The 25790-nt window shown below is 64.6% G+C and carries 20 protein-coding genes and 2 tRNA genes; 20 read left to right on the forward strand and 2 right to left on the reverse strand.

The annotated features are described in order from the left end of the window. Window positions 1-34 precede the first annotated feature (34 nt). The 5 genes from XH98_RS12450 to XH98_RS12470 all read left to right on the forward strand — a co-directional run bounded on the left by XH98_RS12450 (window position 35) and on the right by XH98_RS12470 (window position 7586). On the forward strand, window positions 35-3181 hold the full coding sequence (locus tag XH98_RS12450) for an efflux RND transporter permease subunit (RefSeq protein WP_271598769.1): 3147 nt from the start codon (window positions 35-37) through the stop codon (window positions 3179-3181). Beyond that, a complete protein-coding gene (locus XH98_RS12455) occupies window positions 3181-6288 on the forward strand; it encodes an efflux RND transporter permease subunit (protein WP_271618746.1) in 3108 nt (1035 codons plus the stop codon). Before XH98_RS12450 ends, XH98_RS12455 begins: the two co-directional genes overlap by 1 nt. Window positions 6289-6325: 37 nt before the next feature. Next, entirely contained in the window at window positions 6326-7066 is a 741-nt protein-coding gene (locus XH98_RS12460; RefSeq protein WP_271598771.1) for a tRNA-uridine aminocarboxypropyltransferase, read from the forward strand. A 108-nt stretch (window positions 7067-7174) separates the two neighbouring features. Then, window positions 7175-7248 (forward strand) — tRNA-Cys (locus XH98_RS12465). A 191-nt stretch (window positions 7249-7439) separates the two neighbouring features. Continuing rightward, the gene (locus tag XH98_RS12470) at window positions 7440-7586 is read left to right on the forward strand and encodes a hypothetical protein (protein ID WP_167354006.1); all 147 of its coding nucleotides are present in this window, start codon (window positions 7440-7442) and stop codon (window positions 7584-7586) included. 52 nt (window positions 7587-7638) lie between these two features. Here the strand turns inward: XH98_RS12470 and XH98_RS12475 are convergent, their stop codons facing one another. Then, window positions 7639-7845 (reverse strand): hypothetical protein, encoded by a 207-nt coding sequence (locus XH98_RS12475; protein ID WP_271618747.1) that lies wholly within the window; start codon window positions 7843-7845, stop codon window positions 7639-7641. A 274-nt stretch (window positions 7846-8119) separates the two neighbouring features. Between XH98_RS12475 and XH98_RS12480 the strand changes: the two genes are divergently transcribed. From XH98_RS12480 to XH98_RS12505, 6 genes are all read left to right on the forward strand, one after another. Continuing rightward, the gene (locus tag XH98_RS12480) at window positions 8120-8383 is read left to right on the forward strand and encodes a hypothetical protein (RefSeq protein ID WP_057756641.1); all 264 of its coding nucleotides are present in this window, start codon (window positions 8120-8122) and stop codon (window positions 8381-8383) included. 475 nt (window positions 8384-8858) lie between these two features. Further along, window positions 8859-9740: an ABC transporter substrate-binding protein gene (locus tag XH98_RS12485; RefSeq protein ID WP_271618748.1), complete on the forward strand. Its 882-nt coding sequence runs from the start codon at window positions 8859-8861 to the stop codon at window positions 9738-9740. Beyond that, entirely contained in the window at window positions 9740-11362 is a 1623-nt protein-coding gene (locus XH98_RS12490; protein WP_271618749.1) for an amino acid ABC transporter permease/ATP-binding protein, read from the forward strand. The genes XH98_RS12485 and XH98_RS12490 overlap by 1 nt, the downstream gene beginning before the upstream one ends. 43 nt (window positions 11363-11405) lie before the next feature. Further along, window positions 11406-12647: an acetamidase/formamidase family protein gene (locus XH98_RS12495; RefSeq protein WP_271618750.1), complete on the forward strand. Its 1242-nt coding sequence runs from the start codon at window positions 11406-11408 to the stop codon at window positions 12645-12647. Window positions 12648-12852: 205 nt separating this feature from the next. Further along, window positions 12853-15204 (forward strand): acetamidase/formamidase family protein, encoded by a 2352-nt coding sequence (locus tag XH98_RS12500; RefSeq protein ID WP_271618790.1) that lies wholly within the window; start codon window positions 12853-12855, stop codon window positions 15202-15204. Beyond that, window positions 15201-15584 (forward strand): RidA family protein, encoded by a 384-nt coding sequence (locus tag XH98_RS12505; protein WP_271598775.1) that lies wholly within the window; start codon window positions 15201-15203, stop codon window positions 15582-15584. The genes XH98_RS12500 and XH98_RS12505 overlap by 4 nt, the downstream gene beginning before the upstream one ends. A gap of 40 nt (window positions 15585-15624) precedes the next feature. Here the strand turns inward: XH98_RS12505 and XH98_RS12510 are convergent, their stop codons facing one another. Then, the gene (locus XH98_RS12510) at window positions 15625-16767 is read right to left on the reverse strand and encodes a transporter substrate-binding domain-containing protein (protein WP_271618751.1); all 1143 of its coding nucleotides are present in this window, start codon (window positions 16765-16767) and stop codon (window positions 15625-15627) included. A 711-nt stretch (window positions 16768-17478) separates the two neighbouring features. Here XH98_RS12510 and XH98_RS12515 point away from each other — a divergent pair. From XH98_RS12515 to XH98_RS12555, 9 genes are all read left to right on the forward strand, one after another. Beyond that, entirely contained in the window at window positions 17479-18642 is a 1164-nt protein-coding gene (locus XH98_RS12515; RefSeq protein ID WP_271618752.1) for a PspA/IM30 family protein, read from the forward strand. Window positions 18643-18655: 13 nt separating this feature from the next. Continuing rightward, window positions 18656-19324: an OB-fold-containig protein gene (locus XH98_RS12520; protein WP_271598778.1), complete on the forward strand. Its 669-nt coding sequence runs from the start codon at window positions 18656-18658 to the stop codon at window positions 19322-19324. An 11-nt stretch (window positions 19325-19335) separates the two neighbouring features. Beyond that, window positions 19336-21045 (forward strand): flotillin family protein, encoded by a 1710-nt coding sequence (locus XH98_RS12525; protein ID WP_271598779.1) that lies wholly within the window; start codon window positions 19336-19338, stop codon window positions 21043-21045. 209 nt (window positions 21046-21254) lie between these two features. After that, window positions 21255-21623, forward strand: coding sequence for a hypothetical protein (locus tag XH98_RS12530; RefSeq protein ID WP_271598780.1), 369 nt, complete (start codon window positions 21255-21257; stop codon window positions 21621-21623). 145 nt (window positions 21624-21768) lie between these two features. Next, a tRNA-Asn gene (locus XH98_RS12535) sits at window positions 21769-21843 on the forward strand. Window positions 21844-22057: 214 nt separating this feature from the next. Then, complete coding sequence (locus XH98_RS12540) at window positions 22058-22237, forward strand: hypothetical protein (RefSeq protein ID WP_057754932.1); 180 nt, start codon at window positions 22058-22060, stop codon at window positions 22235-22237. A 139-nt stretch (window positions 22238-22376) separates the two neighbouring features. Beyond that, entirely contained in the window at window positions 22377-23039 is a 663-nt protein-coding gene (locus tag XH98_RS12545) for a protein-L-isoaspartate O-methyltransferase family protein (RefSeq protein ID WP_271598781.1), read from the forward strand. Window positions 23040-23243: 204 nt separating this feature from the next. Continuing rightward, on the forward strand, window positions 23244-24635 hold the full coding sequence (locus XH98_RS12550; protein ID WP_271598833.1) for a TolC family outer membrane protein: 1392 nt from the start codon (window positions 23244-23246) through the stop codon (window positions 24633-24635). Between the two features lie 303 nt (window positions 24636-24938). After that, window positions 24939-25706, forward strand: coding sequence for a PopZ family protein (locus tag XH98_RS12555; protein WP_271618753.1), 768 nt, complete (start codon window positions 24939-24941; stop codon window positions 25704-25706). The last annotated feature ends 84 nt before the right edge of the window (window positions 25707-25790 follow it).

The following is a 25790-nucleotide window of genomic DNA, read 5'->3' on the forward strand; positions in this document are numbered from 1 at the left end:
CGGCAACAGCCGCCTGACGCGGCAGGCGTATCCCATGGGTGTCTCCGAACCCTTCATCCGCCGGCCGATCGCAACTTCGCTGCTTGGCATTGCGCTGCTGATCGGCGGGCTGCTCGGCTATTTCGCGCTGCCGGTCTCGGCGCTGCCGCAGGTCGACTTCCCGACGGTGCAGGTGACGACGCAGCTGCCGGGCGCGAGCCCCGACGTGATCGCCTCGCTGATCACCGCGCCGCTGGAGCGGCAGCTCGGCCAGATCCCGTCGCTGACGGCGATGAACTCGACGAGCTCGTTCGGCGTCAGCCAGATCTCGCTGCAGTTCGACCTCAACCGCGACATCGACGGTGCGACCCAGGACGTGCAGGCTGCGATCAACGCCGCCGCCGGCGTCCTGCCCAAGACGCTGCCTTACCCGCCGACCTACGCCAAGGTGAACCCGGCGGATGCGCCGGTCATGACGCTGGCGCTGCGCTCGGACACGATCTCGCTGCGGGCGATGAGCGACATCGCCGACACGCTGCTGGCCCAACGCCTCAGCCAGATCTCCGGCGTCGGCCGCGTCTCCGTGCTCGGCGGGCTGAAGCCGGCCGTGCGCATCCAGGCCGATCTGGCGCGGCTTGCCGCCTACGGCATCGCCATGGAGGACTTGCGCGCAGCCATCGCAAACGCCAATGTCTCCGGGCCAAAGGGCTCGCTCGACGGTGCCCAGCAGTCCTACATCATCGCGGCCAACGACCAGATCGCCGCCGCCGAGGCTTACCGTCCCATCATCATCGCCTATCGCAACGGCTCGCCGGTGACGATCGGCGACGTCGCGCAGATCGTCGACGGGCTCGAGAACGACCGCACCGGCGGCTGGTACCAGGGCACGCCGGCCGTCATCATCGACATCCAGCGCCAGCCCGGCGCCAATGTCATTGACGTCGTCAGCCAGATCCGCGCCGAGATTCCGAAGGTGCAGCGTGCCATTCCGGCCGGCGTAAAACTGACCATCGTCTCAGACCGCACCGTCACCATTCGCGCCTCGGTCCACGACGTGCAGTTTACGCTCGTGCTTGCCGTCGTGCTGGTGACGCTGGTGGTGCTGCTGTTCCTGCGCTCGCTGCGCGCAACACTGATCGCGGGCGTGGCGCTGCCGCTGTCGCTGATCACGAGCTTCGGCATCATGTATTTTGCCGGCTTCAGCCTCGACAATCTTTCGCTGATGGCGCTGACGATCGGCACCGGCTTCGTGGTCGACGATGCCATCGTGATGATCGAGAACATCGTCCGCCACATGGAGAATGGCGACAACGCGATGCAAGCCTCGCTGAGGGGCGCCAGTGAAATCGGCTTCACAGTGATCTCGCTGACGGTGTCGCTGATCGCGGTGTTCATCCCGCTTTTGTTCATGTCGGGTCTTGTGGGACGCATGTTCCGCGAATTCGCGCTGACGCTGACGATTGCGGTCGTGACCTCGGCGGTGGTCTCGCTGACGCTGACGCCGATGATGTGCTCGCGCCTGCTCAAGCACACCCATGAGGAGCTGGCGGTGCCGGGCCTCGCCGCCATCAGCCGCTTCATCGATCGCACCGTCGAATTCTATCACCGCACGTTGCTCGTGGTGTTGCGGCATCAGCGCACCACGCTGGTGGTGACCTTCGTGACGCTGGCCGCAACACTCGTCCTGTATGTCGTCGCGCCAAAGGGGTTCTTGCCGCTGCAGGACACCGCCTCGATCACCGCGGTGACAGAGGCCGGCCCGGATGTCTCCTTCGCCGAGATGCAGAAGCGGCAGGCCGATGCCGCCGACGCCATCAAGGCCGATCCCGACGTCACAGGCGTCGTCTCGGTGATTGGCGCGGGTTCGGTCAATCCGACCACCAATGTCGGGCGCCTCGTCATGACGCTGAAGCCGCGTGGCGAGCGACGCGACGATATCGGAGCGGTCATTGCCCGGTTGAAGGACAAGGTCTCCGGCATTCCCGGCATGACCGTCTATTTCCAGCCGGTGCAGGACGTGCAGATCTCGACCCAGTCGAGCCGCTCGCAATACCAGTACACGCTGACCGGCACCGACGCGGCGCTGGTGTCGGAATGGGCACGCAAGCTCGTCGATGAAATGCGGCGCGATCCCTTGTTCCGCGACGTCTCCTCGGAAGCCCAGGAGGGCGGCCTGCGCGCGCAGCTCGAGGTCGACCGCACCCGCGCCGGCCAGCTCGGCGTCAGCCTGCAGGCCATCACCGACACGCTCAACGATGCTTTTGCACAAAGGCAGATCTCGACCATCTATGGCCAGGCCAACCAGTACCGCGTGGTGCTGGAGGCGCTGCCGATGTACCAGCGCGATCCCTCGATCCTGTCAAAGCTGTATCTGCCGGGCGGCGCCAGCGCGACCGCCGGCGCGCCCAACGCGCAAGTGCCGCTCGATGCGGTGGCGACCTTGAAGCGCACCACGGCGCCGCTGGCGATCTCGCACCAGGCGCAATTCCCGGCGATCTCGCTCAGCTTCAACCTCGCCCCGGGCGCCGCGCTCGGCGATGCCGTCGAGGCGGTGAAAGCGATCGAGACCCGGATCGAGATGCCCAACAGCATCGTCGGCGTCTATGCTGGCGATGCCGCCGAATTCGCCAAGGCGCTGGCCGGCCAGCCCTGGCTGCTGCTCGCCGCCGTGATCACGATCTACATCGTGCTGGGCGTGCTCTATGAGAGCTACATCCACCCGATCACGATCCTCTCGACGCTGCCATCGGCCGGCGTCGGCGCCATCCTGGCGCTGATGCTGTTTGGGCAGGACCTCTCGGTGATCGGCCTGATCGGCATCATCCTCTTGATGGGCATCGTCAAGAAGAACGCGATCATGATGATCGACTTCGCGCTGGAGGCCGAGCGCGGGCAGGGCATGCCGGCCCATGAAGCCATCGTGCAGGCCTGCCTGTTGCGCTTCCGGCCGATCATGATGACGACGCTCGCGGCGCTGTTCGGCGCGCTGCCGCTGGCGATCGAGAGCGGCACCGGCGCGGAGCTGCGCTTTCCGCTCGGCATCTCCATCATCGGCGGCCTGCTCCTGAGCCAGCTGCTGACGCTCTACACCACGCCCGTGATCTACCTCGCGCTCGACCGCATCAATCGCCGCCTCGAGCAGGCGCTGCCGCCGCCCGAGCCCGAGGCGCCCACGGCCGGCGCGACCGAGGGGATGCAGTGATGGCATCGATCTCGGAACCGTTCATCCGCCGTCCCGTCGCGACCACGCTGCTGTCGATCGGGCTGTTCCTACTGGGAGCGGTCGCCTACGAGTTGCTTCCCGTCGCTTCCGTCCCCAACGTCGACTTCCCCGCCATCTTCGTCTCGGCGAGCCGTCCCGGCGCCGACCCGTCGGTGATGGCGGCCACCGTCGCCGCGCCGCTTGAACGGCGGCTCGGTGAAATCGCCGGCATCAACCAGATCACCTCGACGTCGTCGCTCGGCGTCGCGAACATCCAGCTCCAGTTCGACATCGGCCGCAACATCGACAAGGCGGCGCGCGATGTGCAGGCCGCGATCAACGCGGCCCTCGTCGACCTGCCCAGCGACCTGCCGGCGCTGCCGCGCTTCCGGAAAGCGAACACGGCCGGCGCGCCGGTCTTCGTGCTGGCGCTGACCTCCAAGACGCTATCGGCGAGCGCGATTTACGACGTCGCCGATACCGTGCTGGCGCAGCGCATCTCGCAGGTACCCGGTGTCGGCGACGTGACGGTATCGGGCGCCGACCAGCCGGCGGTTCGGATTCAGCTCAACCCGGTGGCGCTGTCGAATGCGGGGATCGCCACCGACGACGTGCGTACCGCTATCATCAACGCCAACCCGCTTGGCCCCGTCGGCATCTTCAACGGCGAGCGCCAGAGCGAGACGCTGTCGCTGAACCGGCAGATGCGCACGGCGCAGGAATTCCGCGACATCGTGGTCAAGAGCTCGAACGGCAATTTCGTCCGGCTCTCCGACGTCGCCGATATCGAGGACAGCGTCCGCAACGCGCGCTCGATCGCCTGGTTCAACAAGCAGCCGGCGGTGCTGATCCAGATCACCAAGCAGGGGGACGCCAACGTCATCGACACCGTCGACCGGGTCAAGGCGCTGATTCCCGAGCTGAGGCAATGGATTCCGGCCGGCGTTGACGTGTCTACGCTGGTCGATCGGACCACCACGATCCGCGCCAGCGTGATGGATATGCAGTGGACGCTGCTTGCGACCGCCGGCCTGGTGATGGTCGTGGTGTTCGTGTTCCTGCGTCGGATCACGCCGACGATCGCCGCCGGCATCTCGGTGCCGCTGGCGCTGGCCGGCACCTGTGCCGGCATGTGGGTCGCCGGCTTCTCGATCGACAATCTGTCGCTTATGGCGCTGGCGATCTCGGTCGGCTTCGTCGTCGACGACGCCATCGTCATGATCGAGAACATGTTCCGCAACCTCGAGCATGGCATGCGGCCGATGCGGGCGGCGCTCGAGGGCGCCAAACAGATCGGCTTCACCGTGGTTTCGATCAGCCTGTCGCTGATCGCGGCGTTCACACCGCTCCTTTTCATGAACGGGATTCAGGGACGCCTGCTCCGTGAATTCTCATTGACGCTGACCTTCGCAATCGTGGTCTCGACCCTGGTGTCGCTGACGGTGACGCCGATGATCTGCGCCCATTATATCCGGCAGACAACGTCGGAGACCGCGACGCTGTTCGATCGCGTCATTGAAGGTTTGCTATCGCGTATCGTCGCCTTTTATGCCCGCAGCTTGCGCGCCGTGCTCGAATTCCCGCTGCTGACGTTGCTGGTCTTCTTTGCCACCATCGGTCTAACCGTAACGCTCTACATCAAGGTTCCCAAATCCGATTTTCCGGTCGACGATTCCGGCTTCGTCATCGGAGCGACGCGCGCCTCGGCCGACATCTCGTTCCAGTCGATGCTGAGCCTGCAGCAGCGGCTCGCCGACATCGTGATGCAGGATCCGGCCGTCGCCGGCATCGGGTCGACCGTCGGCAGTGGTGTCGGGGGCCCCGGTTCGGCGACCTCGAATCGTGGCACCATGTTCATCAGCCTGAAGCCGCCGGAAGAGCGCGATCACGTCTCGACCCAGATCGTGATCGACCGTCTCAGGAAGGCATTGTATCCCGTGCCCGGCATTCGTCTGTTCATGTTCGCCGCCCAGGACGTGCGCGCCGGCGGGCGGCAGAGCGATTCCAACTTCCAATATACGCTCTCCAGCACCGACCTCGATCTGCTGCAGAAATGGGCGCCGATCGTGGCCAAGCGGATGGAGACGGTGGAGGGCATCACCGACATCTCCAGCGACCGCGATCCCGGCGGGCTCCAGCTGACATTGAACATTGATCGCCAGAAGGCCGCGGCGCTGGGCGTCAGGGTGCAGGACATCGACAACGCCCTGAACAACGCCTTCTCGCAGCGCCAGATCTCGATCATCTACACTCAGCGCAACCAGTACATGACGGTGCTGGAGATCGATCCGAAATTCCAGGTCGACCCGTCCAATCTCGATCGCATCTACGTCGCCGGCGCTGGTGGCGTGCAGGTGCCGCTGTCGGCCGTGGTCCGCGCGACGCGCGGGCTTGCCGCGCTCGCGGTCTATCATTCGCAATCGGTGCCATCGACCACGGTATCGTTCAACACCTTGCCTGACGTCGTGCTCGAGGCTGCCACGCGGAACATCCAGCGTGCGGTCGACGAATTGCACATGCCCGAGGGCATCCGCGGCAGCTTTGACGGCAATGCCGGCGAATTTGCCAGGACCAGCAGTCGGCAGCCGCTCTTGATCCTCGGCGCGCTGGTGGCGATGTATATCGTGCTCGGGGTGCTCTATGAGAGCCTCGCCCATCCGCTCACGATCATCTCGACACTGCCTTCGGCCGGCCTCGGCGCGCTGCTGGCGCTGCAGATCACCAATACGCCGCTGACGGTGATCGCCTTCGTCGGCATCATCCTGTTGATCGGCATCGTCAAGAAGAACGGCATCATGATGGTCGACTTCGCGCTCGATGCCGAGCGCCAGCGCGGCCTGTCCTCGGCCGAGGCGATCTTCGAGGCCTGCCAGGCGCGCTTCCGTCCGATCCTGATGACGACCATGGCCGCGCTGTTCGCCGGCATTCCGCTCGTGGTCGCGACCGGGCCGGGCACGGAGCTGCGCCGTCCGCTCGGCATCACCATCATCGGCGGCCTGTTCGTCTCGCAGGTCCTCACCCTCTACACCACGCCGGTGATTTACCTCTTGATTGACCGCCTGCGTCGGCGGTCCGAGCCGCGTGCGCTGCCGGCGCCGGCGGAATAGGTTGTTGAACGGCTGTACCGAGCGTATAGCGGCGGTCATGTCGAACCCAGCCGAGACCACGGCCGCAGCGCCTGAGCCTGTCCCCGAATGCCCGCACTGCCAGAAGCCGATGCCGCTCTGCATCTGCGACACTGTCACGCCGATCGAGAACAAGCTCTCGCTCCTGATCCTGCAGCATCCGCAGGAGCAGGACAGGGCGCTCGGCACGGCGCGGCTGCTTGCCAGGCACTTTGAAGACGCGACTGTGAAGGTCGGCCTGTCCTGGCCGAGCCTGTCCAAGGCGCTTGGCCGTCCGGTCGAGAACGCCTCGCACTGGGCTGTGCTCTATCTCGGTTCGGCGCGCGCCGCGGACCTCGACGTCGAGGGCGAGATCGTCGCGCTCAACCGCAAGGGCGAGGTCGCGGAGAACCAGCGTGCCATTTTTGGCAAGCTCGAAGGCGTGGTGCTGCTCGACGGCACCTGGAGCCAGGCCAAGGCGCTGTGGTGGCGCAATCCCTGGATGCTGAAATGCCAGCGCGTGATCCTCAACCCCAAGCACCCATCGCGCTACGGTCGCCTGCGTCGCGAGCCACGCAAGGACGGGCTGTCGACCATCGAGGCAGCGGCGACGCTGCTGGCGGGGCTCGAGCGGCGCCCCGACATCGCCGAGACGTTGAACGCCAGTTTTGAACGGCTGTTGACGCGTTATCGCGAAGTCCAGGCCGAGATGCCTGAACTCGCGCCAAAGCCGGAACCCAAAGGCCGCCGGCGCGACTTCCGCCGCGGCAAACGGTCCTGACCTGGGCTGATCCCAATTCTGCGGTTGATTGCCTCGCGGTGCGAAGGCGTAAGCGCCCGGCCGGGGTTGCCTAACCCCCTGATCCTCTATATTGGTCCGCCCTTACGGGGCCACGTGGCGGAGTGGTTACGCAACGGTCTGCAAAACCGTGTACACCAGTTCAATTCTGGTCGTGGCCTCCATCACCAAACTTCTGATATTTCAGCCTAAATCGTGATTCCGTTCGGTCCGCCAAGGGCGCGGACAGCAACTGCACGAGCCGCGCCCACCGGAATTGCCCGGGGCTTGCTGGAAACCCTCGATTCAGGCCCGATGGCATAAACTTCGCATCTGCGAAGGCATGCAGTCCTATCAATCGAGCGCTGGAGCACACGTGGGCGAGATCGTCCGGTTTATCCCGAAATCCGAGCTTGAGCGGGCTCGCCTTATTGCCGAGGCGCGCGCGATCTATGACAGCATCTTCCCGCCTGATGTGCCCGACAGGGCGCCGCAGGATGACAAGGACAGCGTCAAGAATTGATCGCAGACCCGTGGCCTGCCGTCAGGTTTGGCTAGGAGGTTTCAGCAGGTTTTCAGGAGGCGGCGTACCAGCCATCCGGAAAGGGCAGCAGGGGCCATGCGCCCTCATTGTCATTCGCGGCCTTGAGCGGCTTCTTGAGCGCTGCGTCGAAGCTCCACGGGCGGGGCACGAAGTCCTCCAGCGGCGCAGGCGCGAAAGTGTCGTGAATCATGGCGTCCCGGACGGCATCCAGCATCAAATTGAATTCGGCTTCGCTCATCACACCCTCCGGAACGCGGATGGCGAACTGTGGCAAAGCCGGTTTGTTGGCCGGTTGACCCGATCGTTCGGATTTTAACGATCGGGCGATCGAGGTCCGTTTGGTTACCGATTTCTGAAGATCCCCGAACCCCCAGTAAATCCGGGGACCTCTAGGAAGTTCCAGGCGGCCGCCAGTGTGCAAGAGATCACATCCCCCGCGATTTATTCCTCCTACCTCTTTGCCCGCACCGGCCAACAGCGGCCGGTCCGGCAGGGCAGACAGGAGACTGGTCATGAAGGCGAGGTTCTTGCGGTTTGCGGGTGTGAGAAGCCGGGCGCGTCGCGCCTCCACAGTCGGCCTGTTCCTGACGTTGTTTGCATCAGCTGCGAATGCGCAGCAGGGCACACCGGAGCAGCGCCGGGCCTGCACGCCCGACGTCTACCGGCTCTGTGCCGGCGAAATCCCCAACGTCCGGGCCATCACGGCCTGTCTGCGTCGTAACCGCTCCAGCTTGAGCGAGGCTTGCCGCAGCGTGTTCGACCAGGCCGGCGGCTGACGCACTCCCTGTGGGTTTGTGCGCAGCAAGTGCTCGTGTGGTCTCGCGAATCCGGCATGGTCGGCCTGTGGATATGCTGCGGACAGGCTGTGGAGTGCTGTGGATTCCGACCGCAGATATGTTCGCCCGCGCCGTATCTGGGCGAGGTATCGGCATATTCTCTGTCAAATGACCTAACCAGATGATTTCCAGGTTGCGTGGACTATTTCGCAGGACGAGACCATTTGGTTCTTCCGAATTCGGAATTGCGTGCCGTCGTGCGCCTCCCGCGCGAACAGTTTTTGTGCAGCCGACTGCCCAAATCGCGGGCCGCTTCCATCCAATTTTTTGTACGCCCGCGGACAAGCTTTTCGGCTCGCCCTCCACCTAGGCTCCCTCCCGAGATCTGGAACATGGCCAACGCCATGACAATTCGAAGGAGCATGAGATGGACAGACGGGTTTTGCCCCAAAGATTGCACCACATGCGGCGGGGGATGTCGCGCGCATTGCCGTCGCGCACGGCCGCGCTCGGCGCCGCCATCGCGGTCGGCCTCGTTGCCGCGGCACCGTCGAGCGCACAGGCCGCGGCGCCCACTACCTGCGCCGCTCTCCAGGAGAAATATCCGGACTGGAAGGGCAAGACGCTCGTCAACGCCATCAACCCGCACACGCCGGGCTATGAGACGATCGATCCGAAGGATCCCAGCAAATATATCGGCTTCGACATCGATCTCGGCGAAGCCATCGGCGAATGCCTCGGCTTCAAGCTGACCTACAAGCCGGTGGTGTTCGCGGCGCTCCTGACGACGCTGTCCGCAGGGCAGGCCGACATCGTGATCTCCGACATCTACGCCACCAAGGAGCGCGCCAAGGCGGCCGACTTCATTACCTACTCAAAGGTGTTCGACGGCGTGCTGGTCGCCAAGGGCAATCCGAAGGGCATCAACGGCATCAACATGTCGATGTGCGGCGCAGCCGCGGCCGAAAACACCGGTTTTGTCGAGGTGCCGCTGGTTCAGGCGCTGATGCCCGAGTGCAAGAAGGCAGGCAAGGCGGAGCCGACGGTCCAGCTCTACGACAACAACGCCAACTGCATCCAGGCGATCCTCGCCGGTCGCGCCGACACCTATGTCAACGACGTCAATACCGTCGACAGCGCGGTCAAGGCCTATCCGGACAAGCTGGAGAAAGCGATCGCGGTGACGATCCCGTACTCGGTCGGCATCGCCGTCCCGAAGGACAAGCCGAAGTTCCGCGACGCGGTGCTCGCTGCGCTGATCGAGGTGCAGAAGGCCGGCATTCACATGGAGCTCCTGAAGAAGCATGAGCTCGATGTGAACAACTTCAAGGAGCCGGACGTCCTGACGGCCGATTGATGTCGCTGTTCCTCCATTACCTGAGCATGCCGTATCTGCTCGAGGGCATCGAGCTCACCCTCGAGGTGACCGCCCTCGGGCTCGGCGGCGGATCGATCCTCGGATTGATCCTCGCCGGCATGCAGCTCTCGCGCTTCTGGGTGCTTGCGGCGATCGCGCGGGGCTACACCGTGATCTTCCGCGGCACGCCGCTGATCCTCCAGATGGTGTTCGCCTACGACGCGCTGCCGCATATCGGCATCAAGCTGCCGGCGGTGCTGGCCGCAGGTCTCGCGCTCGCCTGCAACGAAGCACCGTTCATCGCGGAGATGCTGCGTGCCGGCGTGCTCGGCGTCGATCGCGGGCAGGTGACGGCAGGCCAGGCACTCGGCATGACCCCGCGGATACTGATGTGGCGCGTGATCGCGCCGCAGGCGATCCGCACCATGATTCCGGCCTTCGGCAACGAGGCCGTCAGCGCGCTGAAGAATTCCTCGCTTGCCTCCGTCGTCGCGGTGCAGGAGCTGACGCTGCGCTCGACGCAGCTGGCGTCCTCGACCTTCGACTTCTTCTCGATCTTCTTCGCCTCGGGGCTGCTCTATCTTGTGTTGACAGCGACCATTAGCGGCATCCAGCTGTTCGTCGAATGGCTGCTCGATCTCGACCGCACAAGCAGCCGTGAGCGCAAGCTCGCCGATTACCTGCCGTGGAGGCGCGTCGATCTCGCCACCAAGCTTACGTTCGCCGAGACCGCCTTGGCCGATCCCGAACCGGCGCCGGCCGAGCTTGCGGACACGCCACCGCTGGCCTTGACCCGCGAACAGCGCGCCCGCCGCGCCGCCACGATCGCGCGCAACAATATCGCGGTGGAGGCCAAGGGTCTCACCAAGAGCTACGGCAGGCAGAAAGTGCTCGACGGCCTCGACCTCACGGTCCGCGTCGGCGAGGTGGTCGCGCTGCTCGGGCCCAGCGGCTCCGGCAAGAGCACGCTGCTCCGCTGCATCAACCATCTCGAAAACTGGGACAACGGCTCCGTCCGCGTCGGTGGCCGCCGCCTCGGCTTTGCCGACGACGGCAAGCCCTTGACGCCGCGCGCCATCGCCAACGAACGCGCGAACGTCGGCGTCGGCATGGTGTTCCAGCAATTCAATTTGTTCGCCCACCTGTCGGCGCGGGAAAACATCGCGGGACCGCTGCGCTGGGTGCACGGCATGACCGGGATCGACGCCGATCGCCGCGCCACCGAGCTGCTCGACCGCGTCGGTCTCTCACATCGTGCCGACGCACTGCCGCGGCATCTCTCCGGTGGCCAGCAGCAGCGCGTCGCCATTGCGCGCGCGCTGGCGCCGAACCCGAGCGTGCTGCTGCTGGACGAGCCGACCTCGGCGCTCGACCCCGAGCTCGTCAACGAGGTGCTGGAGGTGATCCGCCGTCTCGCCATCGACGATGGCCTCACCATGATCATCTCGACCCATCAGATCCGCTTCGCCGATGAGGTCGCCGACCGCGTCGCTTTCCTGAGCGGCGGCGCGATCATCGAAGAGGGGCCGGCGCACGAGGTGCTCTCCAACCCGCGCAATCCGCTGACCGCACGTTTCCTCAGCGTGATGGAAGCCGACAGGACCCCGGAGGCGGTGCGATGAGCCCCGCATCCGCGACGTTCAAGACTCCCGAAGAGGCCACCTCATGAAGCATTTCACGCTGCCGGTTTCGCCCAAAACGGTCCACTGGGGCTATTTCTCCAAGAAAGTTACGCCGGCGCTGACACTGCGTTCGGGCGATCGCGCCACCATCGAGACGCTCACCCATCACGCCAATGACGATTACGAGCGGATGATCGCGGGCGATCCCGGCGCCGAGAGCGTGTTCCAGTGGACGCGCGAGCACAAGGCGGTGGCGCGCCGCGGCTCAGGCCCGACCGAAGGCCCGTTCATCCGCGGCGCAGGCGAGGGGATCGGCGTGCATCTCCTCACAGGTCCGGTGGCAATCGAGGGCGCCGAACCCGGCGATATTCTAGAGGTGCGCATCCTCGATATCAGGCCGCGGCCGAGCTGCAGCGCCTGCCATGCCGGCCGCTGCTTCGGCTCCAATGTCGCGGCGAATTGGGGCTTTCACTATCACGACCTGATCGAGGAGCCGAAGCCGCGCGAGGTTGTCACCATCTTCGAGCTCGACACCTCAGGCGAGCCCTACGCGAAAGCCGTCTACAACTACGTCTGGACCCCGCAGACCGACCCCGACGGCATCGTGCATCCGACCATCGATTATCCCGGCGTCCGTGTCGACCACGCCACGATCAGGAAACGCGAGAACATCCTCGCGAGCGTGAAGGTGCCGGCGCGACTGCACTTCGGCACCATGGGCCTCGCGCCGTCGGAGGCCGATTTCGTCAGCTCGATCCCGCCGAGCTACACCGGCGGCAATATCGACGATTGGCGCATCGGCAAGGGCGCGCGCATGTTCTATCCGGTCGCGGTGCCAGGCGCCTATTTCTCGGTCGGCGATCCCCATGCCGCGCAAGGCGACAGTGAGCTCGGCGGCACCGCGATCGAAACCTCGCTGACCGGCGATTTCGAGTTCATCCTGCACAAGAAGGCTGATCTGGCCGGCACCCATCTCGAAGGCCTCGACCATCCCATGCTCGAGACCGACCACGCCTGGTCATTTTATGGGTTCACCTATCCGAACTATCTCGCAGCCCTCGGTGCCGACGCACAAACCGAGATTGCCAACCACTCAAGCCTCGACCGCGCGATGCGCGATGCGTTCCGGAAACTGCGCCGGTTCCTGATGACCGTGCATGGTCTCAGCGAGGACGAGGCGATCTCGCTGATGTCGGTGGGCGCCGATTTCGGCGTCACCCAGGTCGTCGATGCCAATTGGGGCGTCCACGGCACGATCAGAAAGAACATGTTTCGGTGCGAGTGATGGCCATACTCCGTCATTCCGGGGCGGTCCGCAGGACCGAACCCGGAATCTCGAGGTTCCGGGTTCTCGCTTCGCGAGCCCCGGAACGACTGGCAGGACAATCGCGGTGACCAACGAACCTCATCTGCAGCCCGTCGCTGCGACGGATGACCGCGTGCGTCTGGCACAGAGGTTGCTTCGATCGACCGCAATCTGGGTCGATCCGATGAGTTTTCGCCCTTTCACGAGCGAGTCCTACGCGCAAGACGACCGCCCTGAAGCCTGGCGGGACGTGCTGGCTGCGGTCGGCCTGCGACCGGCGGCGAATAATTTGTTTTATGACGGGCACGCGACCGCCTCGCATCGTCATGCCACAGGCGTCGCGCTGACGCGCATGGCCGCGGGGGCGCAGAGCGTCGCACCGCTCGCGCAGGCGAATGACGATCCGCCGATTGCGTTGATGCCGGTCGAGGATGGCATGGTGCTGAAAAGCACGGGCGGTCATCGCATCGTTCCGGTTGGCCATCTGGTGTTGCTGCCGCGCAGCGGCGACTGGAGCATCGTGTTCCAGCGCGACATGCGCGCCATTGTGCTGGCCGTGACCTCGGAGGCGCTGCATGGGCGCCTCTCCGGCAAACCTCGGCTCGGCGAGCCCCGCGTCGTTCCATCGGGCGGATTCGCTGACGTCTTCGCCCGCTTGCTGGACGCGACCGCGCGCACGCTCGACACACTCGGCGATGCCGAGTGGAATGCGGTCGCGCAGTCGCTGGTCGATCTCCTGCTGACGCTCGCCCATCAGCAGGCCACCGCGACGTCAGACGCGGGATCGAGTGCGACGCAGGCCGCGCTGCTGCACCGGATCTGCCAGACCATCGAACGCCGTCTCGGCGATCCTGATCTGGTGCCGGTGCGCGTCGCACAGGCTGAGGGGATTTCCGAGCGCTACCTGCAAAAGCTGTTCGAAACCGTGGGCGACAACTTTACCCATTACGTTCGCGAGCGACGGCTCCAGCGCGCCTGGGCCGATCTGTCGAGCCCGACCGAAGCGCATCGCTCGATCTCGGAAATCGCCTACGCCTATGGCTTCGGCGATTCCGCCCATTTCAGCCGCGCCTTCCGCCATCGCTTTGGCCTCGCTCCGCGGGAGTTTCGCCATCAGGAGGCCGAGCGCGCGACGTTGCAGCACGGTCTTGCCGGTCAGCGCGGCTGGCCGCAAGAGGCGCTTGCGCAGCTGCGCGTGCATGCGAGCGCGGAGGCCCGCAGCAATGTCTTGCGCACGGACACCGGGGAGGCGAGAACCGCCGGGCAACGGCATCATCATCTCCCGGTCGAGGCCAGTCGCGTCCATTGGGGCTATTTCAGCCGCTCGCTGCCGCCGCAGATCGAGATCGCTTCTGGCGATACCATCACGATCGAGACCCTGACCCAGCACGCCTCGGATGCGCCGGAGATGATGATCGCAGGCGATCCCGGCGCTGAAAGCGTGTTTGGCTGGACGGCCGCCAGGAAGAACGTCGACCGCCGCGGCGCGGGCCCTATGGATGCCAGCGTGTTTGGTCGTGGCGCCGGCGAGGGGTTTGGCGTCCACATCTGCACCGGGCCCGTTGCGGTGAAGGACGCGCAGCCCGGCGACGTGCTGGAGGTGCGCATCCTCGACATCGTGCCTCGCGCAAGTCGTAGCCCGGACCATGCGGGTCGCGTATTCGGCTCTTCGGTGGCGGCGTGGTGGGGTTATCATTACAACGAGTTTCTCGGCGGCCCGAGGCCGCGCGAGATCGTCACTATCTACGAGATCTTCGACGACGCGGTGGAGCCGCACGCCCGCGCGCTTTATTCCTACCGCTGGGAACCGCAGACCGATCCCTTCGGTGTTGTGCACGCCACCTACGACTATCCTGGCATTCCCGTTGCACCTGCTACGATCAAGCGCCGGCATGCCGTGCTCGACGGCGTCCGTATTCCGCTGCGGCCGCATTTCGGCGTGATCGCGGTAGCACCGCGCGAGGTTGACTTCGTCGACTCGGTTCCGCCGTCCTATTTCGGCGGCAACCTCGACAATTGGCGGCTGGGCAAGGGATCGACGGTTTATCTGCCGGTGTCCGTTCCCGGCGGGCTGCTATCTGTCGGGGATTCCCACGCTACACAGGGCGACGGTGAGCTCAGCGGCACCGCGATTGAATGCTCGATGACCGGGACGTTCGAGGTGATCCTGCACAAGAAGGCGGATCTCGCCGGCCGGCCCTTTGCCGATCTCTCTTATCCCCTGATCGAGACCGCGACCGACTGGGTTCTGACCGGCTTCAGCCATCCCAATTATCTCGCCGAGTTCGGCGCGCAGGGCCAGAGCGAGGTCTATGCAACATCCTCGCTCGACCTCGCCATGAAGGATGCGTTCCGCAAGATGCGGCGTTTCCTGATGAACGTGAAGGGCCTCAGCGAGGACGAGGCGATCGCGCTGATGTCGGCCGCGGTCGATTTCGGCGTGACGCAGGTGGTCGACGGCAATTGGGGCGTGCACGCCATCCTCAGCAAGCGCCTGTTTCGGGACGCGTCCAAAACCCAGGGATCATTCGAGTGAAATTCCACATGATCAGCGGCGGACCGAAGCCGGTCGCGCCCTTCAGCCACGCCGTCGAAACCGACGGCTTTGTCTTCGTCACCGGCCAGATGCCGGATACGCCACACGCACCGGGCGTCCTGCCCGACGGCATCGTCGCGCAAACCCGTGCCGTGATGGAGAACTTGAAACTGGTTCTTGCCGGTCTCGATCTCGGCCTCGAGCACGTGGTGATGACGCGCGTGTACCTGACTCGCTTCAAGGAAGACTACGCCATGATGAACGAGACTTACCGCACGTACTTTGCACCCGGTTGCCTTCCGGCCCGCACCTGCGTCGGCGTCACCGGGCTTGCCTACGATGCGTTGATCGAGATCGATTTGGTCTGCCGGCGGCCATGACGGCCAGCCCCATGACGATTCAACCCGATCTCATCGCGCCTTAGTGCTTGCCGAACCATTCCTCGTAGATCCGCAGATAGGTGTCGTTCTCGCGCAGCCCCAGAAGGGCTTCGTTGACCTGCTTGCGCAAAGGACTGCCGGTTGGGAAGACAATGCCGTAATCTTCCTTGTGAAAGACGTCGCCGACAGTCCGCGCCAATCCGCGGCCGTCATGAGTGGTGTAGTAGAGCAGGGCGGGTGCATCGAACACGACGGCGTCGACCTGCTGGTCCAGCAGCGCCTTGTAGAGGTCATCGACCTTCTCGAACTCGCGAACCTCTGCCTTGAGCTCGCTCAGATAGGCGGTTGCCGTGCTGCCGCGCGTGCTGCCGACGGTCTTGCCGACAAGATCCTGCTGGCCGTTGATCGGCCCCTTGATCTGCTGCACCGTCAGTGAAGCCGTCAGTTGGGCTGTATAGAACGCGACGAACACCACCCCCGTGAACATCCACAGCACGGCCACGATCCGGGCTATCCAGTGCCGTGGCATCTGATCGGCCTGGGTGGCCAGCGTGCCCGCCGCCCAGAACATCGCATGGAAAATCCCCGGAAAATATTTTTGGGTTGGAATGATGCCGCTGTGATGCGTGCGCTCGACCAGGAACATCAGGTGCGCCGGCACGAGGATCAGGAGCAGCGCAATGCCGAGCCAGACCAGCAGGGTGCGCGAGAAGAACAATTGCATCAGCTCGCGGAGCGGATTGGCTTCGACATTGACGGCCGTGCCGCGCACCAGGATTTGCAGGCCAGAGTTCATGATCGGCTGCGAGAAGTCGAACCTGTCCTCGCGCTCCGACGTGATCGAGATTGCCGCGATGGCGAGATCGGCTCGTCCACTTGCCACCGCATCGAGCAATTCGCTCACATCGGGCAACACGACATATTCGGTCTCGCGATTGAGCCGCTTGCCGATGCTGTTCCAGAGCTCGATGCTGAAGCCGCCCAGCACGCCGTTATTCTCGACGACCATGGGAGGCACGATGCGGGTCGCGACCCTCAGCTTGGCGGTCTCGGCCTCGGCCGTCGACCACGCCGCGCAGATGAGCAGTGCCAACACCGGCCCGCGTGCGATCCTGACGGCGAGTGCCCAGAGCAGCCGGGCGGTTCGCACTCGATAGCCGGTCGCCTGATGCGGAGCAGTCATCGATCGTGTCCCGGTCTCGAACCGCGCTCGGCGGACGCTTGAGGGGATAGTCCCGTGACGGATTGATGGCCCAGTCCGGAATAAAACACCATCCCTTGCGTTGCCCGGCGGGCAAAACACCCAAGCAGCGGGTCAATCGGCGCGCGCGAAAATATTCCGTGTTACCGAAATTCGACTTTGGCGTATTCATGCGTCACCTCTTCCCGGTCAGAGGGGCGTATCGCGATCGTCACGAACGTGGGGTGAGCCATGGTGGACGCAGGACGCGGAGCTATATCTGCGAGTAAGATGCGAGTTATCGGAGCGCCATGCAGGACCCTCGCTCCGTCATTGCGAGCGTAGCGAAGCAATCCAGAATCCCTCCGCGGAAAGATTCTGGGTTGCTTCGTCGCGAAGGGCTCCTCGCAATGACGGTGGAGAGAGTGGAGCGCGTCAACCTCGGTCTCGCGCCCCGGCTCTGCGCCGCAACGTTTCACCTTGCAGCGTGTCCGGGACATGAGGCGGAGCTGCCAACTGCGTTGCCAATCGCTCCCTCGCATTTCGTCTCAAATTGCAACCCGCGCGTGCAAGAAGTCTTGATCGGCGGTGAGGTAGGAGTGATGGGCCGCCTTGAACGCGGCCCCAGGCGACAGCGACTAACCCATAGAGTGCACCAGGATCAGCGGAATTTGATCGAGCTTCCCTCTTGGAAAGCACTAAAATGGTGCTTTAGTGCTTTCCATGAGCCCGTCGCCCCGAAATGCGCCATCGGCGCTTCGATACCGGCTTGCCCCTGACCCGGCCGCCAAGGCCGCGATGGAGGCGACGTTCCAGGCCTATGACCGCATGATGGAGATCCTGGATGAGGTCGCGCGGACCCACAATGTGGGCTCCAACGTCGTCCTGCTGCACGCCCATGCCTATGAGCCGATCCGCAAAGAGACCGCGCTGCCGTCGCGGCTGGTGACGCTGGGCCTGCGCGACCGCGCCGAGTACCGCGCGTCGCAAGGCCGCCGCCTGCCGCTCGACGACAAGCTCGCCAAGATCAAGGGCCCGGCCACCATTTCGATTTCGACCGTGCAGGGGCGCTTCAGCGTCCCCTTCGACTATGCCGGCTACGCGGAGGGCTGGGGGCAGAGCGTGCCCGCGCACCTGATCCGCACCGACGACGGTTTCGAGGTTCACTACGGCGTCACGCCGAACAGTCTGCCAGAGGAGGAGAACGCTATGGATACCATCGCAGCCGCTCCCGAGAATTTCCTGTCACGGGTCGGGCGTCTGATCGCCGGCATCGCCTATGACGCGATCGAGCAGGCGGAAGGCAACAACAAGCTGAAAGTCGTGGGCCAGGCCATTCGCGAGATCGAGCGCGCCGAGAGCGAGGCGCGCGATGCACTCGCCGCTGCCCGCGCCGAGGAATACCGCCTCAACGCCCGCCGCACCGAGATCGAGCGCGAGATGACCGATCTTGCCGCCAAGATCGAGGGCGCGATCACAGACGGCCGCGACGATCTCGCCCGCGCCGGCATCGCCCGGCAGATGGATCTGGAGGCCCAGTTCGAGGTGCTCTCCCGCGCCATCGACGAGAACAACGAGAAGATCGAGCAATGCGTGACATCGCTGCGTGCCGTGCTCTCGGCGCTGCAGGATGCCGAGCAGCGCCGCGTCGATCTCGCAAAGAGCGAGGCGGAAGCAAGCCACCACGCTTCGCATTCGCCGCGTAAGCGCGGCGGCAGCGCCGCGGCGGCGAAGGCGCTGCGTGCGGGCAGGGCGGTGGCGCGCGTCACCGGCGTGCCGGCGGGCATTCCGTATTCCAGCGACATCGACGAGCTCAGCGCGCTGCATCGCGACAAGGAGATTGCGGCAAGGCTCGCGCGGTTGAAGTCGCGTTCCTGAAGAGTATCGTGTCATGAGCGCATTGCTCGAACACGTCATGGCGCCGGAGGTCCGGCCGTTCGCGATCGCGGCGGCCATGATCCTCATCGTCGGCGCGCTCGAAGTGGTCACGATGCTGGTCGGGGCCTCCTTGAGCGAGATGCTCGGCACCAGCATCGATTTCAGCCATTCCAGCGACAATGGCGTGATCAACGCCATCTCCTGGATCAATGTCGGCGGCGTGCCGCTCTTGATCTTCCTGCTGCTGGCGCTGGGCGCCTTCTCGATCACCGGCTTCCTGATCCAGGACGTCGCACGGATGGTGGCCGGGCCCTTGCCGGCTTCAATCGCTTCGCTGGCGGCGGTCGTCGTCTCGGTCCCGCTGGTCCGCGGCGCGAGCCGGGGTATTGCCCGGATCATTCCGAAGGATGAAAGCTACGTTATCGGCCTCGGCGATCTCGTCGGCCGCGTCGGTGAGGTCGTCGTCGGCCCGCTCGACCAGGGCCCGCCCGGTCGCGTCAGCGTCGCCGATATCCACGGCAACCGCCACTTCGTGCTTGCGGTTGCAGCGCCGGACTCGGCGCCGCTGCCGCAGGGAACCCTCGTCCTCCTGGTCGATCGTGTCGACACCCGTTTCGTCGCGGTGAAGGCAGACGATGAACTCAAACCGGCCAAAGCAACTCTAAGCCAGCAAGTCCATTAGCGGAGAAAGTTATGTTCGACATCGCAGTCCCGGCCATGATCGGCGTCGCGCTGATCGTCGTTTTGGGCATCATCTTCACCATCCTTTACAAGCGCGCCACGCGCGACGAGGCCTTCGTGCGCACCGGCCTCGGCGGCAAGAAGGTCGTGCTCGACGGCGGCGCCATGATCCTGCCGATCTTCCATTCCTATGCCAGCGTCAACCTGAAGACGCTCAGGCTCACGGTCGAGCGCAAGGAGCGGGAGTCCCTGATCACCAAGGACCGGTTGCGCGTCGACATCGTCGCCGAATTCTACGTCCGCGTTCGCCCCGACGACGAGAGCATTGCGCTGGCGAGCCAGACCTTGGGCGCGCTGACCAATGACGCCGAAGCCCTGCGCAACCAGGTCGAGGCGAAATTCGTCGACGGCCTGCGCTCGGTGGCGGCGACCATGACCATCCTGGAATTGCAGGAAAAGCGCAGCGATTTCGTCAAGCACGTGCAGGCAACGGTCGAGTCCGACGTGAAATCCAACGGCCTCGAACTGGAGTCGGTGTCACTGACAAAGCTCGACCAGACCGACGTCAAGTTCTTCAACCCCGAGAACTTCTTCGACGCCGAAGGCCTGACCCAGCTCAAGACCATCACCGAGACCCGCCGCCGTGACCGCAACGCCATTGTGCGCGACAACGAAGTCGCGATCGCCCAGAAGGATCTTGAAGCGCGCCAGCAGACGCTGGGGATCGAGCGGACCAAGAAGGAGGCCGAGCTGTCGCAGGAGCGCGACATCGCCAACAAGACTGCGAGCACGCGCGCCGAGGTCGCAACCGCAACCCAGACCGCGCGCCTGACGGAAGAGAACGCCCGCATCGACACCGATCGGGCGGTCGCCGAGAAGGAAGCGGGCGCGAAACAAATCAAGGAGACCGCAGTCATCGAGTCGGATCTTGCGATCAACAAGCGTAAGACCGACGCGCAGCGCGAGATCCAGATCGCCACGCAGGAGAACGAGATCCAGATCGCGGCCAAGAGCAAGCAGACCTCGGAAGCTGTCGCCGAGGCCAAGACGGCCGAAGCGCTTGCCGTTTCCGCCGAAGAAAAGGTGGTCACCGCGCGCGCCGTCGAGGTCGCGGACCGTGCCCGTCTGACCCAGGTGCTTGCCGCACGCACCGAGGCCGAACGCAAATCGACCGAGCTGATCGTCGCGGCCGAAGCCGAGAAGAGGGCCTCGCTCGACCGCGCCGAGGCCGTCAAGACGCTGGCGACCGCCGAAGCTGAATCCAACAAGATCAAGGCGGTTGGCGTGCGCAACATCGGCGAGGCCGAGGCTGCCGTCATCACCATGAAGAACGAGGCGCAGAACAAGCTCGGCGCCAACGTCATCGATTTCGAGATCGCCAAGAAGCGGATCGAGACGATGCCCTCGGCGTTGGCGGAGATGGTCAGGCCGATCGCCAACCTCAAGGACGTCCGCATCCTGCACACCGGCGGCGCGTTCGGTGGCAATGGCAACGGAGCTGTGGGCGGCGGCGTCGGCTTCGGCGAGGGGCTCGCCGGCGAGCTGCTCAAGGTGCACGCGCTGCGACCGATGATCGACGAGATCCTGCGCCAGAGCGGCTTTGCGCCCGGCGATGATCCCGTGAAGGCGCTGGTCGGCGCCGTGACCGGCAAGGCCAATGGTGCGGCGGGTACGCCGGCGGCGGTGCCTGCGCCGGAGAAAACCAACTCGGCCGATCTATGAATGCCGGTTCATTGCTGCTGAGAAGTCGGAACGATAAGAACGTCCCGTGCGCGTCTCGCGTCGCGCACGGCTCCGGAGGGCGGTTCGATTGCGTGTTGAGCCTTTCGACTGCGCTCCGGACGAATTTCTCGAGGCAACGCCATTTGTTGCCGCGGCGCCTGCGCCGATCGACGTCAGGCGCTGAGGCCTGTTTCGATCGGGGATTTCATATGAAGTATTTTCTCTCCGGGCTGATCGCCGTTGGCCTGTCTGTCGCTGCCACGGCAGCCTTCGCCGCCGATGCCCGCAACGTCACCGTCGTCAACGAGACCGGCTACGCCATCAAATTCCTCGGCTTCAATGCCCCTGATGATGGCCTGGACGAATGGGACAACGAACTTGACAAGGTTTTGCAGAACCAGGCGAGCACCTATGTCGAGTTCGACGATGACGATGAGGGGTGCGTCTGGAACATCCGCGTCGACTGGCAGAACTATGACGAGTCTGTCCTCTGGAAGAACGTCAACCTCTGCAAGTTTACGGCGCTGCGGCTGCGCTACGACCCCGGCACCAAGACCACCTCGTTCGTCGCCGAGTAACTCGGCCTGACCGAGGCCTGACAAGCCCGCGGGGAGGGCTCGATCAGCCCTGCCTCGATGCTTTGCGGATGATGACGAATTCGTCCTTTGCAAGCGCAATCGGCTTTGTTATACGCAGCGCGCGCGAACGAACGGTTCGCCCTTTTCCTCGGTAGCTCAGCGGTAGAGCATCCGACTGTTAATCGGATGGTCGCTGGTTCGAATCCAGCCCGGGGAGCCAAATTCCGCCTTACTTTCAATAATTTGCAGGCGCATATTGATGTGGCGGGCGATCTTGCTCGATTGGTCTCTCAACCCCGTCGCACGGCCAGGCCCCGCAGAATCGTGTTCAAGCGGATGTGTACGTCGAGACGCACACCGTAACGCAGACGGCACCAAATCGACTTAATTCACATCGAGCTTCGCTGGGCCGGACTCTTACGGAGCTGATTCCCATGCCCGACATCCAGATCGACCGTGCCGACCAGGCCCCCTCGATTCTGCCGGCTGATATCCCTGAATTGAGCGACGATCAGTGCCTTGCCTGTCTCGCTCGCGCGGTCGAGACACCCGATTCGGCGCGGCTGGACGAAGTGGCGGCCCTGATTGGCCGTCTGGCGGTCGCGATCGAATAAGCCTTCGCACCTCTATGCGCTGACGTTGCGCAGCCGCTGGCTGACCGGCCAACGGACGTGTTGCGTTTTCGCGGAGCCTGTTCCAAAGATGCCGCCAAATTCATCTTTCGCGGCATCGTCCGCCTTGCAGGGTCCGCAAATGTCCGGTTTCTCGACCGCGCGCCAAAAAATGGTCGATGGCCAGGTGCGCACCAATGACGTCACCGATCGCCGCATTCTCGATGCCATGCTCACGGTTCCCCGCGAGGCCTTCGTGCCGGCGGGCCGGCAGGCTCTGGCCTATCTCGACCTCGATCTCGATGTCAGCGAGAGCGGCGCCAAGCGCTTCCTGATCAAGCCGCAGCTCACCGGCAAGCTGCTCCAGGCCGCCGAGATCGGCGAGGGCGACAGCGTACTGGTGGTCGGCTGCGCGACCGGCTATCTCGCTGCGCTGACCGCGAGGCTCGCGCGCCAGGTTACAGCCACGGAAAGCGATTCGGCTCTGGTGGCCAAAGCCAAGGACGCCTTCGCCGCGCTCGGGCTCACCAATGTGACCTGCAAGGCTGCCGCCTGCACCGAGGGCGAGCCGGCCGGCGCGCCCTATGACGTGATCGTCCTCAACGGCGCCACCGAAGTGACGCCGGACGGCCTGTTTGGCCAGCTCAAAGAAGGCGGGCGCCTGGTGGGGGTCTCGGCCGAATCCAGGCCCTCTCGGGCCATGATCGTGACCCGCTCGCACGGCGAGTTCGGCTACCGGCCGCTGTTCGACGCGGCTGCCCCGGTGCTGCCCGGCCTGGAACGGGCCCCTGCCTTCGTCTTCTGACGACCGAAACCCCGTAAAATCCCGTTCTGAATCAGAAGTGTGGCCGGGATGCTGCACGTGAAGAGTTTCCACTGAGAACCACCGGGAGGTGGTTCCGTCGCGCTTGACCGCGTCTTATGTTGCGGCGGGGCAACGACTCCACTCGGATACGGTAACCAGGCTCGCGGGCACGAGCCTGGCGTGAGAATGAACGGAATTTCAGGGATGCATGGGGTGAAGCTTTTCACCGGAGCAGCGGTTTCGGTCCTGCTGATGGCGCTTGCCGGGCCGGTGCCTGCATTGGCGGATACGATCGAGGCTGCGCTCGTGCGCGCCTATCAGAACAATCCGCAGCTCAACGCACAGCGTGCGCAGGTGCGCTCGACCGACGAAGGCGTGCCTCAGGCCCTGTCGGGCTATCGCCCGAAGGTCAATCTGAGCCTCAGCAGCGGTTATCAATACCAGGACGTCCAGCCGACGCAGAAGGGCCTCGCGATCCATAGCGACCCGCCGCTTCAGCCCAACGCCGCCAGCGTGAGCGTCAGCCAGACGCTCTACAATGGCAACCAGACCGCCAACAAGACGCGCGCGGCGGAGAGCCAGGTCTCCGGTACGCGCGAAGCACTGCGCAGCATGGACCAATCCGTGCTTCTGAGTGCAGCTACGATCTATATGGACTATCTGCGCGACTCCGCGACATTGGAAGTCCAGCGCAGCAACGTGCGCGTGCTCGAACAGACGCTGAAGCAGACGCGTGATCGCTTCAACGTGGGCGAAGTGACACGCACCGACGTCGCGCAGTCCGAAGCGCAGCTGGCTGCCGGCAGGACTCAAGCGCTGACCGCGGAATCGACGCTCACGACGACGCGCGCGAATTTCCGCCGGATCATCGGCAACGAGCCGACGAATCTGGCGCCGGGCTCCCCGGTCGACCGATTCCTGCCGCCAACGCTCGCCTCGGCCGTCGAGCTCAGCCTGACCCAACATCCCGACGTCACGGCTGCGATGTACGGCATCGACGTCAACTATCTCCAGGTCAAGATCAACGAAGGCGCGTTGCTGCCGACTGTTACGGTCGCGGCGACTGCCAGCACGGCCTACCAGCAGCAGCTGACGGTCTTCCGAACGAGCACCGCGTCAGCCATCGCGACGGCCTCCGTGCCGATCTTTCAGGGCGGCGCAGAATATTCGCTGATCCGCCAATCGAAGGAAAACCTGGCGCAGCAACGTCTGAACCTCGAAAAGACTCGCGACACTGTTCGCGCCAACGTGGTGCAGTTCTGGGGGACTTTGCAGGCCGGCAAGGCGCAGGTGCAGTCCGCGCAGGCGCAGGTCACCGCGTCCGAGATCGCGCTGAACGGTGTGCGCGAGGAAGCCAAGGCCGGTCAGCGCACCACCCTCGACGTCCTCAACGCCCAGCAGGCGCTGGTCAATGCGCGCGTCGCGCTGGTCACCGCACAGCACGATCGGGTCGTCGCATCCTACAACGTGCTCGCCTCCGTTGGCCGCCTTGCACCGCAGGTGCTCGGCCTCAACACCACCGTCTACGATCCGAGCGTGCACTACCAGCAGGTCCGCGACAGCTGGGTCGGCGTGCGCACGCCTGACGGACGCTGATTGCCGTAGTTCTCCGGTCGGCCTCGCAAACTGCCGAGACCGACCGGTGCCTTGCTTGCAATCGTCAAAATCCCTGACATAGCCTTGCCAAGATGCTGCCGATCGATTCGGCCCGCATCCGATGTTGCGTGCGTGGCGCTTGAGTGACGGGGCAGGGGCGCGCCGCCTCATGTTGAGTCGTGATCTGGGGACAAGTCTGGCTGTCGCGACGAAAATGTCGGACGACGCATCCGGAACCGGCCAATGCCGTCGTGCTTGGTGTAAAACAACGCATGCGAGGGCGTTGATGATGTGGAGTCGGAGATGACGCAGCCTGCAAAGGTCACAGAACCCTCCATGGAGGAGATTCTGGCCTCGATCCGGCGCATCATTGCCGATGACGAGGCGAAGCCGCCGCCCGCAGAGGCTGCAAAGCCTGCACCTGCGCCTGCAGCAAAGCCGATGGCTGACATTCCTCCATCCAAGATCGCTCCTGCAAAGCCTGCTGCCGAAAAGCCGGCGCCGCCGCCGGCTGCCAAGCCCGCGCCACCTCCGCCGCCTGCGCCCGCCGCTGATGCCGGGCCCAACAGCCAGGACGATATCGACGCACTGTTGGCAGGGCTCGACGAGGCCACGGAGGCGCCCGAAGTGCGGGCTCCTGAACCCGAGGCCGAACCGGAGCCCGAGCCCGACGTGCTCGAGCTGACCGACGAGATGGCGATGGATCCCGCGCCGACACCGGCGCCGCCGCCGCCAAGCTTCCGCAAGGTCGAGCCGCGCGACGATCTCGAATTCGCCGAGGCGCCGCCGCCGCGTCCGGCGCCTCCGCCGTCCTACGCGCCGGTCGATTATGACGCGCCGCCGCTGCCGCCGCAGCAGCCGATTCTGGCCCAGTCGACCGTCTCGGCGGTCGAATCCGCCTTCAACTCGCTGGCCCACACGGTGCTCAGCAGCAATGCGCGGACGCTGGAGGACCTGGTCAAGGAGATGCTGCGTCCGATGCTGAAATCCTGGCTCGACGACAATCTGCCGGGCCTGGTCGAACGCATCGTCAAGGCTGAAATCGAGCGGGTCTCGCGTGGCGGCCGCTGAGGGCCAAGCCAGGCTCATCCAAGCCAAGCTCTTCCAAACCAAGCTCTTCCAAGCCAAGCCCTGATTAAGCCCCGCTTGAGCGCT

Origin of the sequence: Bradyrhizobium sp. CCBAU 51745 (assembly GCF_028128715.1) — a bacterium.
Taxonomy (GTDB): Bacteria; Pseudomonadota; Alphaproteobacteria; order Rhizobiales; family Xanthobacteraceae; genus Bradyrhizobium; species Bradyrhizobium manausense.

Coding starts and splice junctions, on each gene's coding strand:
- XH98_RS12555 (WP_271618753.1), top strand. CDS start 24,939: ATGACGCAGCCTGCAAAGGTCACAGAACCCTCCATGGAGGAGATTCTG.
- XH98_RS12525 (WP_271598779.1), top strand. CDS start 19,336: ATGTTCGACATCGCAGTCCCGGCCATGATCGGCGTCGCGCTGATCGTC.
- XH98_RS12540 (WP_057754932.1), top strand. CDS start 22,058: ATGCCCGACATCCAGATCGACCGTGCCGACCAGGCCCCCTCGATTCTG.
- XH98_RS12490 (WP_271618749.1), top strand. CDS start 9,740: ATGTCGCTGTTCCTCCATTACCTGAGCATGCCGTATCTGCTCGAGGGC.
- XH98_RS12510 (WP_271618751.1), bottom strand. CDS start 16,767: ATGACTGCTCCGCATCAGGCGACCGGCTATCGAGTGCGAACCGCCCGG.
- XH98_RS12520 (WP_271598778.1), top strand. CDS start 18,656: ATGAGCGCATTGCTCGAACACGTCATGGCGCCGGAGGTCCGGCCGTTC.
- XH98_RS12480 (WP_057756641.1), top strand. CDS start 8,120: ATGAAGGCGAGGTTCTTGCGGTTTGCGGGTGTGAGAAGCCGGGCGCGT.
- XH98_RS12550 (WP_271598833.1), top strand. CDS start 23,244: ATGCATGGGGTGAAGCTTTTCACCGGAGCAGCGGTTTCGGTCCTGCTG.
- XH98_RS12530 (WP_271598780.1), top strand. CDS start 21,255: ATGAAGTATTTTCTCTCCGGGCTGATCGCCGTTGGCCTGTCTGTCGCT.
- XH98_RS12500 (WP_271618790.1), top strand. CDS start 12,853: ATGAGTTTTCGCCCTTTCACGAGCGAGTCCTACGCGCAAGACGACCGC.
- XH98_RS12460 (WP_271598771.1), top strand. CDS start 6,326: ATGTCGAACCCAGCCGAGACCACGGCCGCAGCGCCTGAGCCTGTCCCC.
- XH98_RS12450 (WP_271598769.1), top strand. CDS start 35: ATGGGTGTCTCCGAACCCTTCATCCGCCGGCCGATCGCAACTTCGCTG.
- XH98_RS12485 (WP_271618748.1), top strand. CDS start 8,859: ATGTCGCGCGCATTGCCGTCGCGCACGGCCGCGCTCGGCGCCGCCATC.
- XH98_RS12475 (WP_271618747.1), bottom strand. CDS start 7,845: ATGAGCGAAGCCGAATTCAATTTGATGCTGGATGCCGTCCGGGACGCC.
- XH98_RS12455 (WP_271618746.1), top strand. CDS start 3,181: ATGGCATCGATCTCGGAACCGTTCATCCGCCGTCCCGTCGCGACCACG.
- XH98_RS12545 (WP_271598781.1), top strand. CDS start 22,377: ATGTCCGGTTTCTCGACCGCGCGCCAAAAAATGGTCGATGGCCAGGTG.
- XH98_RS12495 (WP_271618750.1), top strand. CDS start 11,406: ATGAAGCATTTCACGCTGCCGGTTTCGCCCAAAACGGTCCACTGGGGC.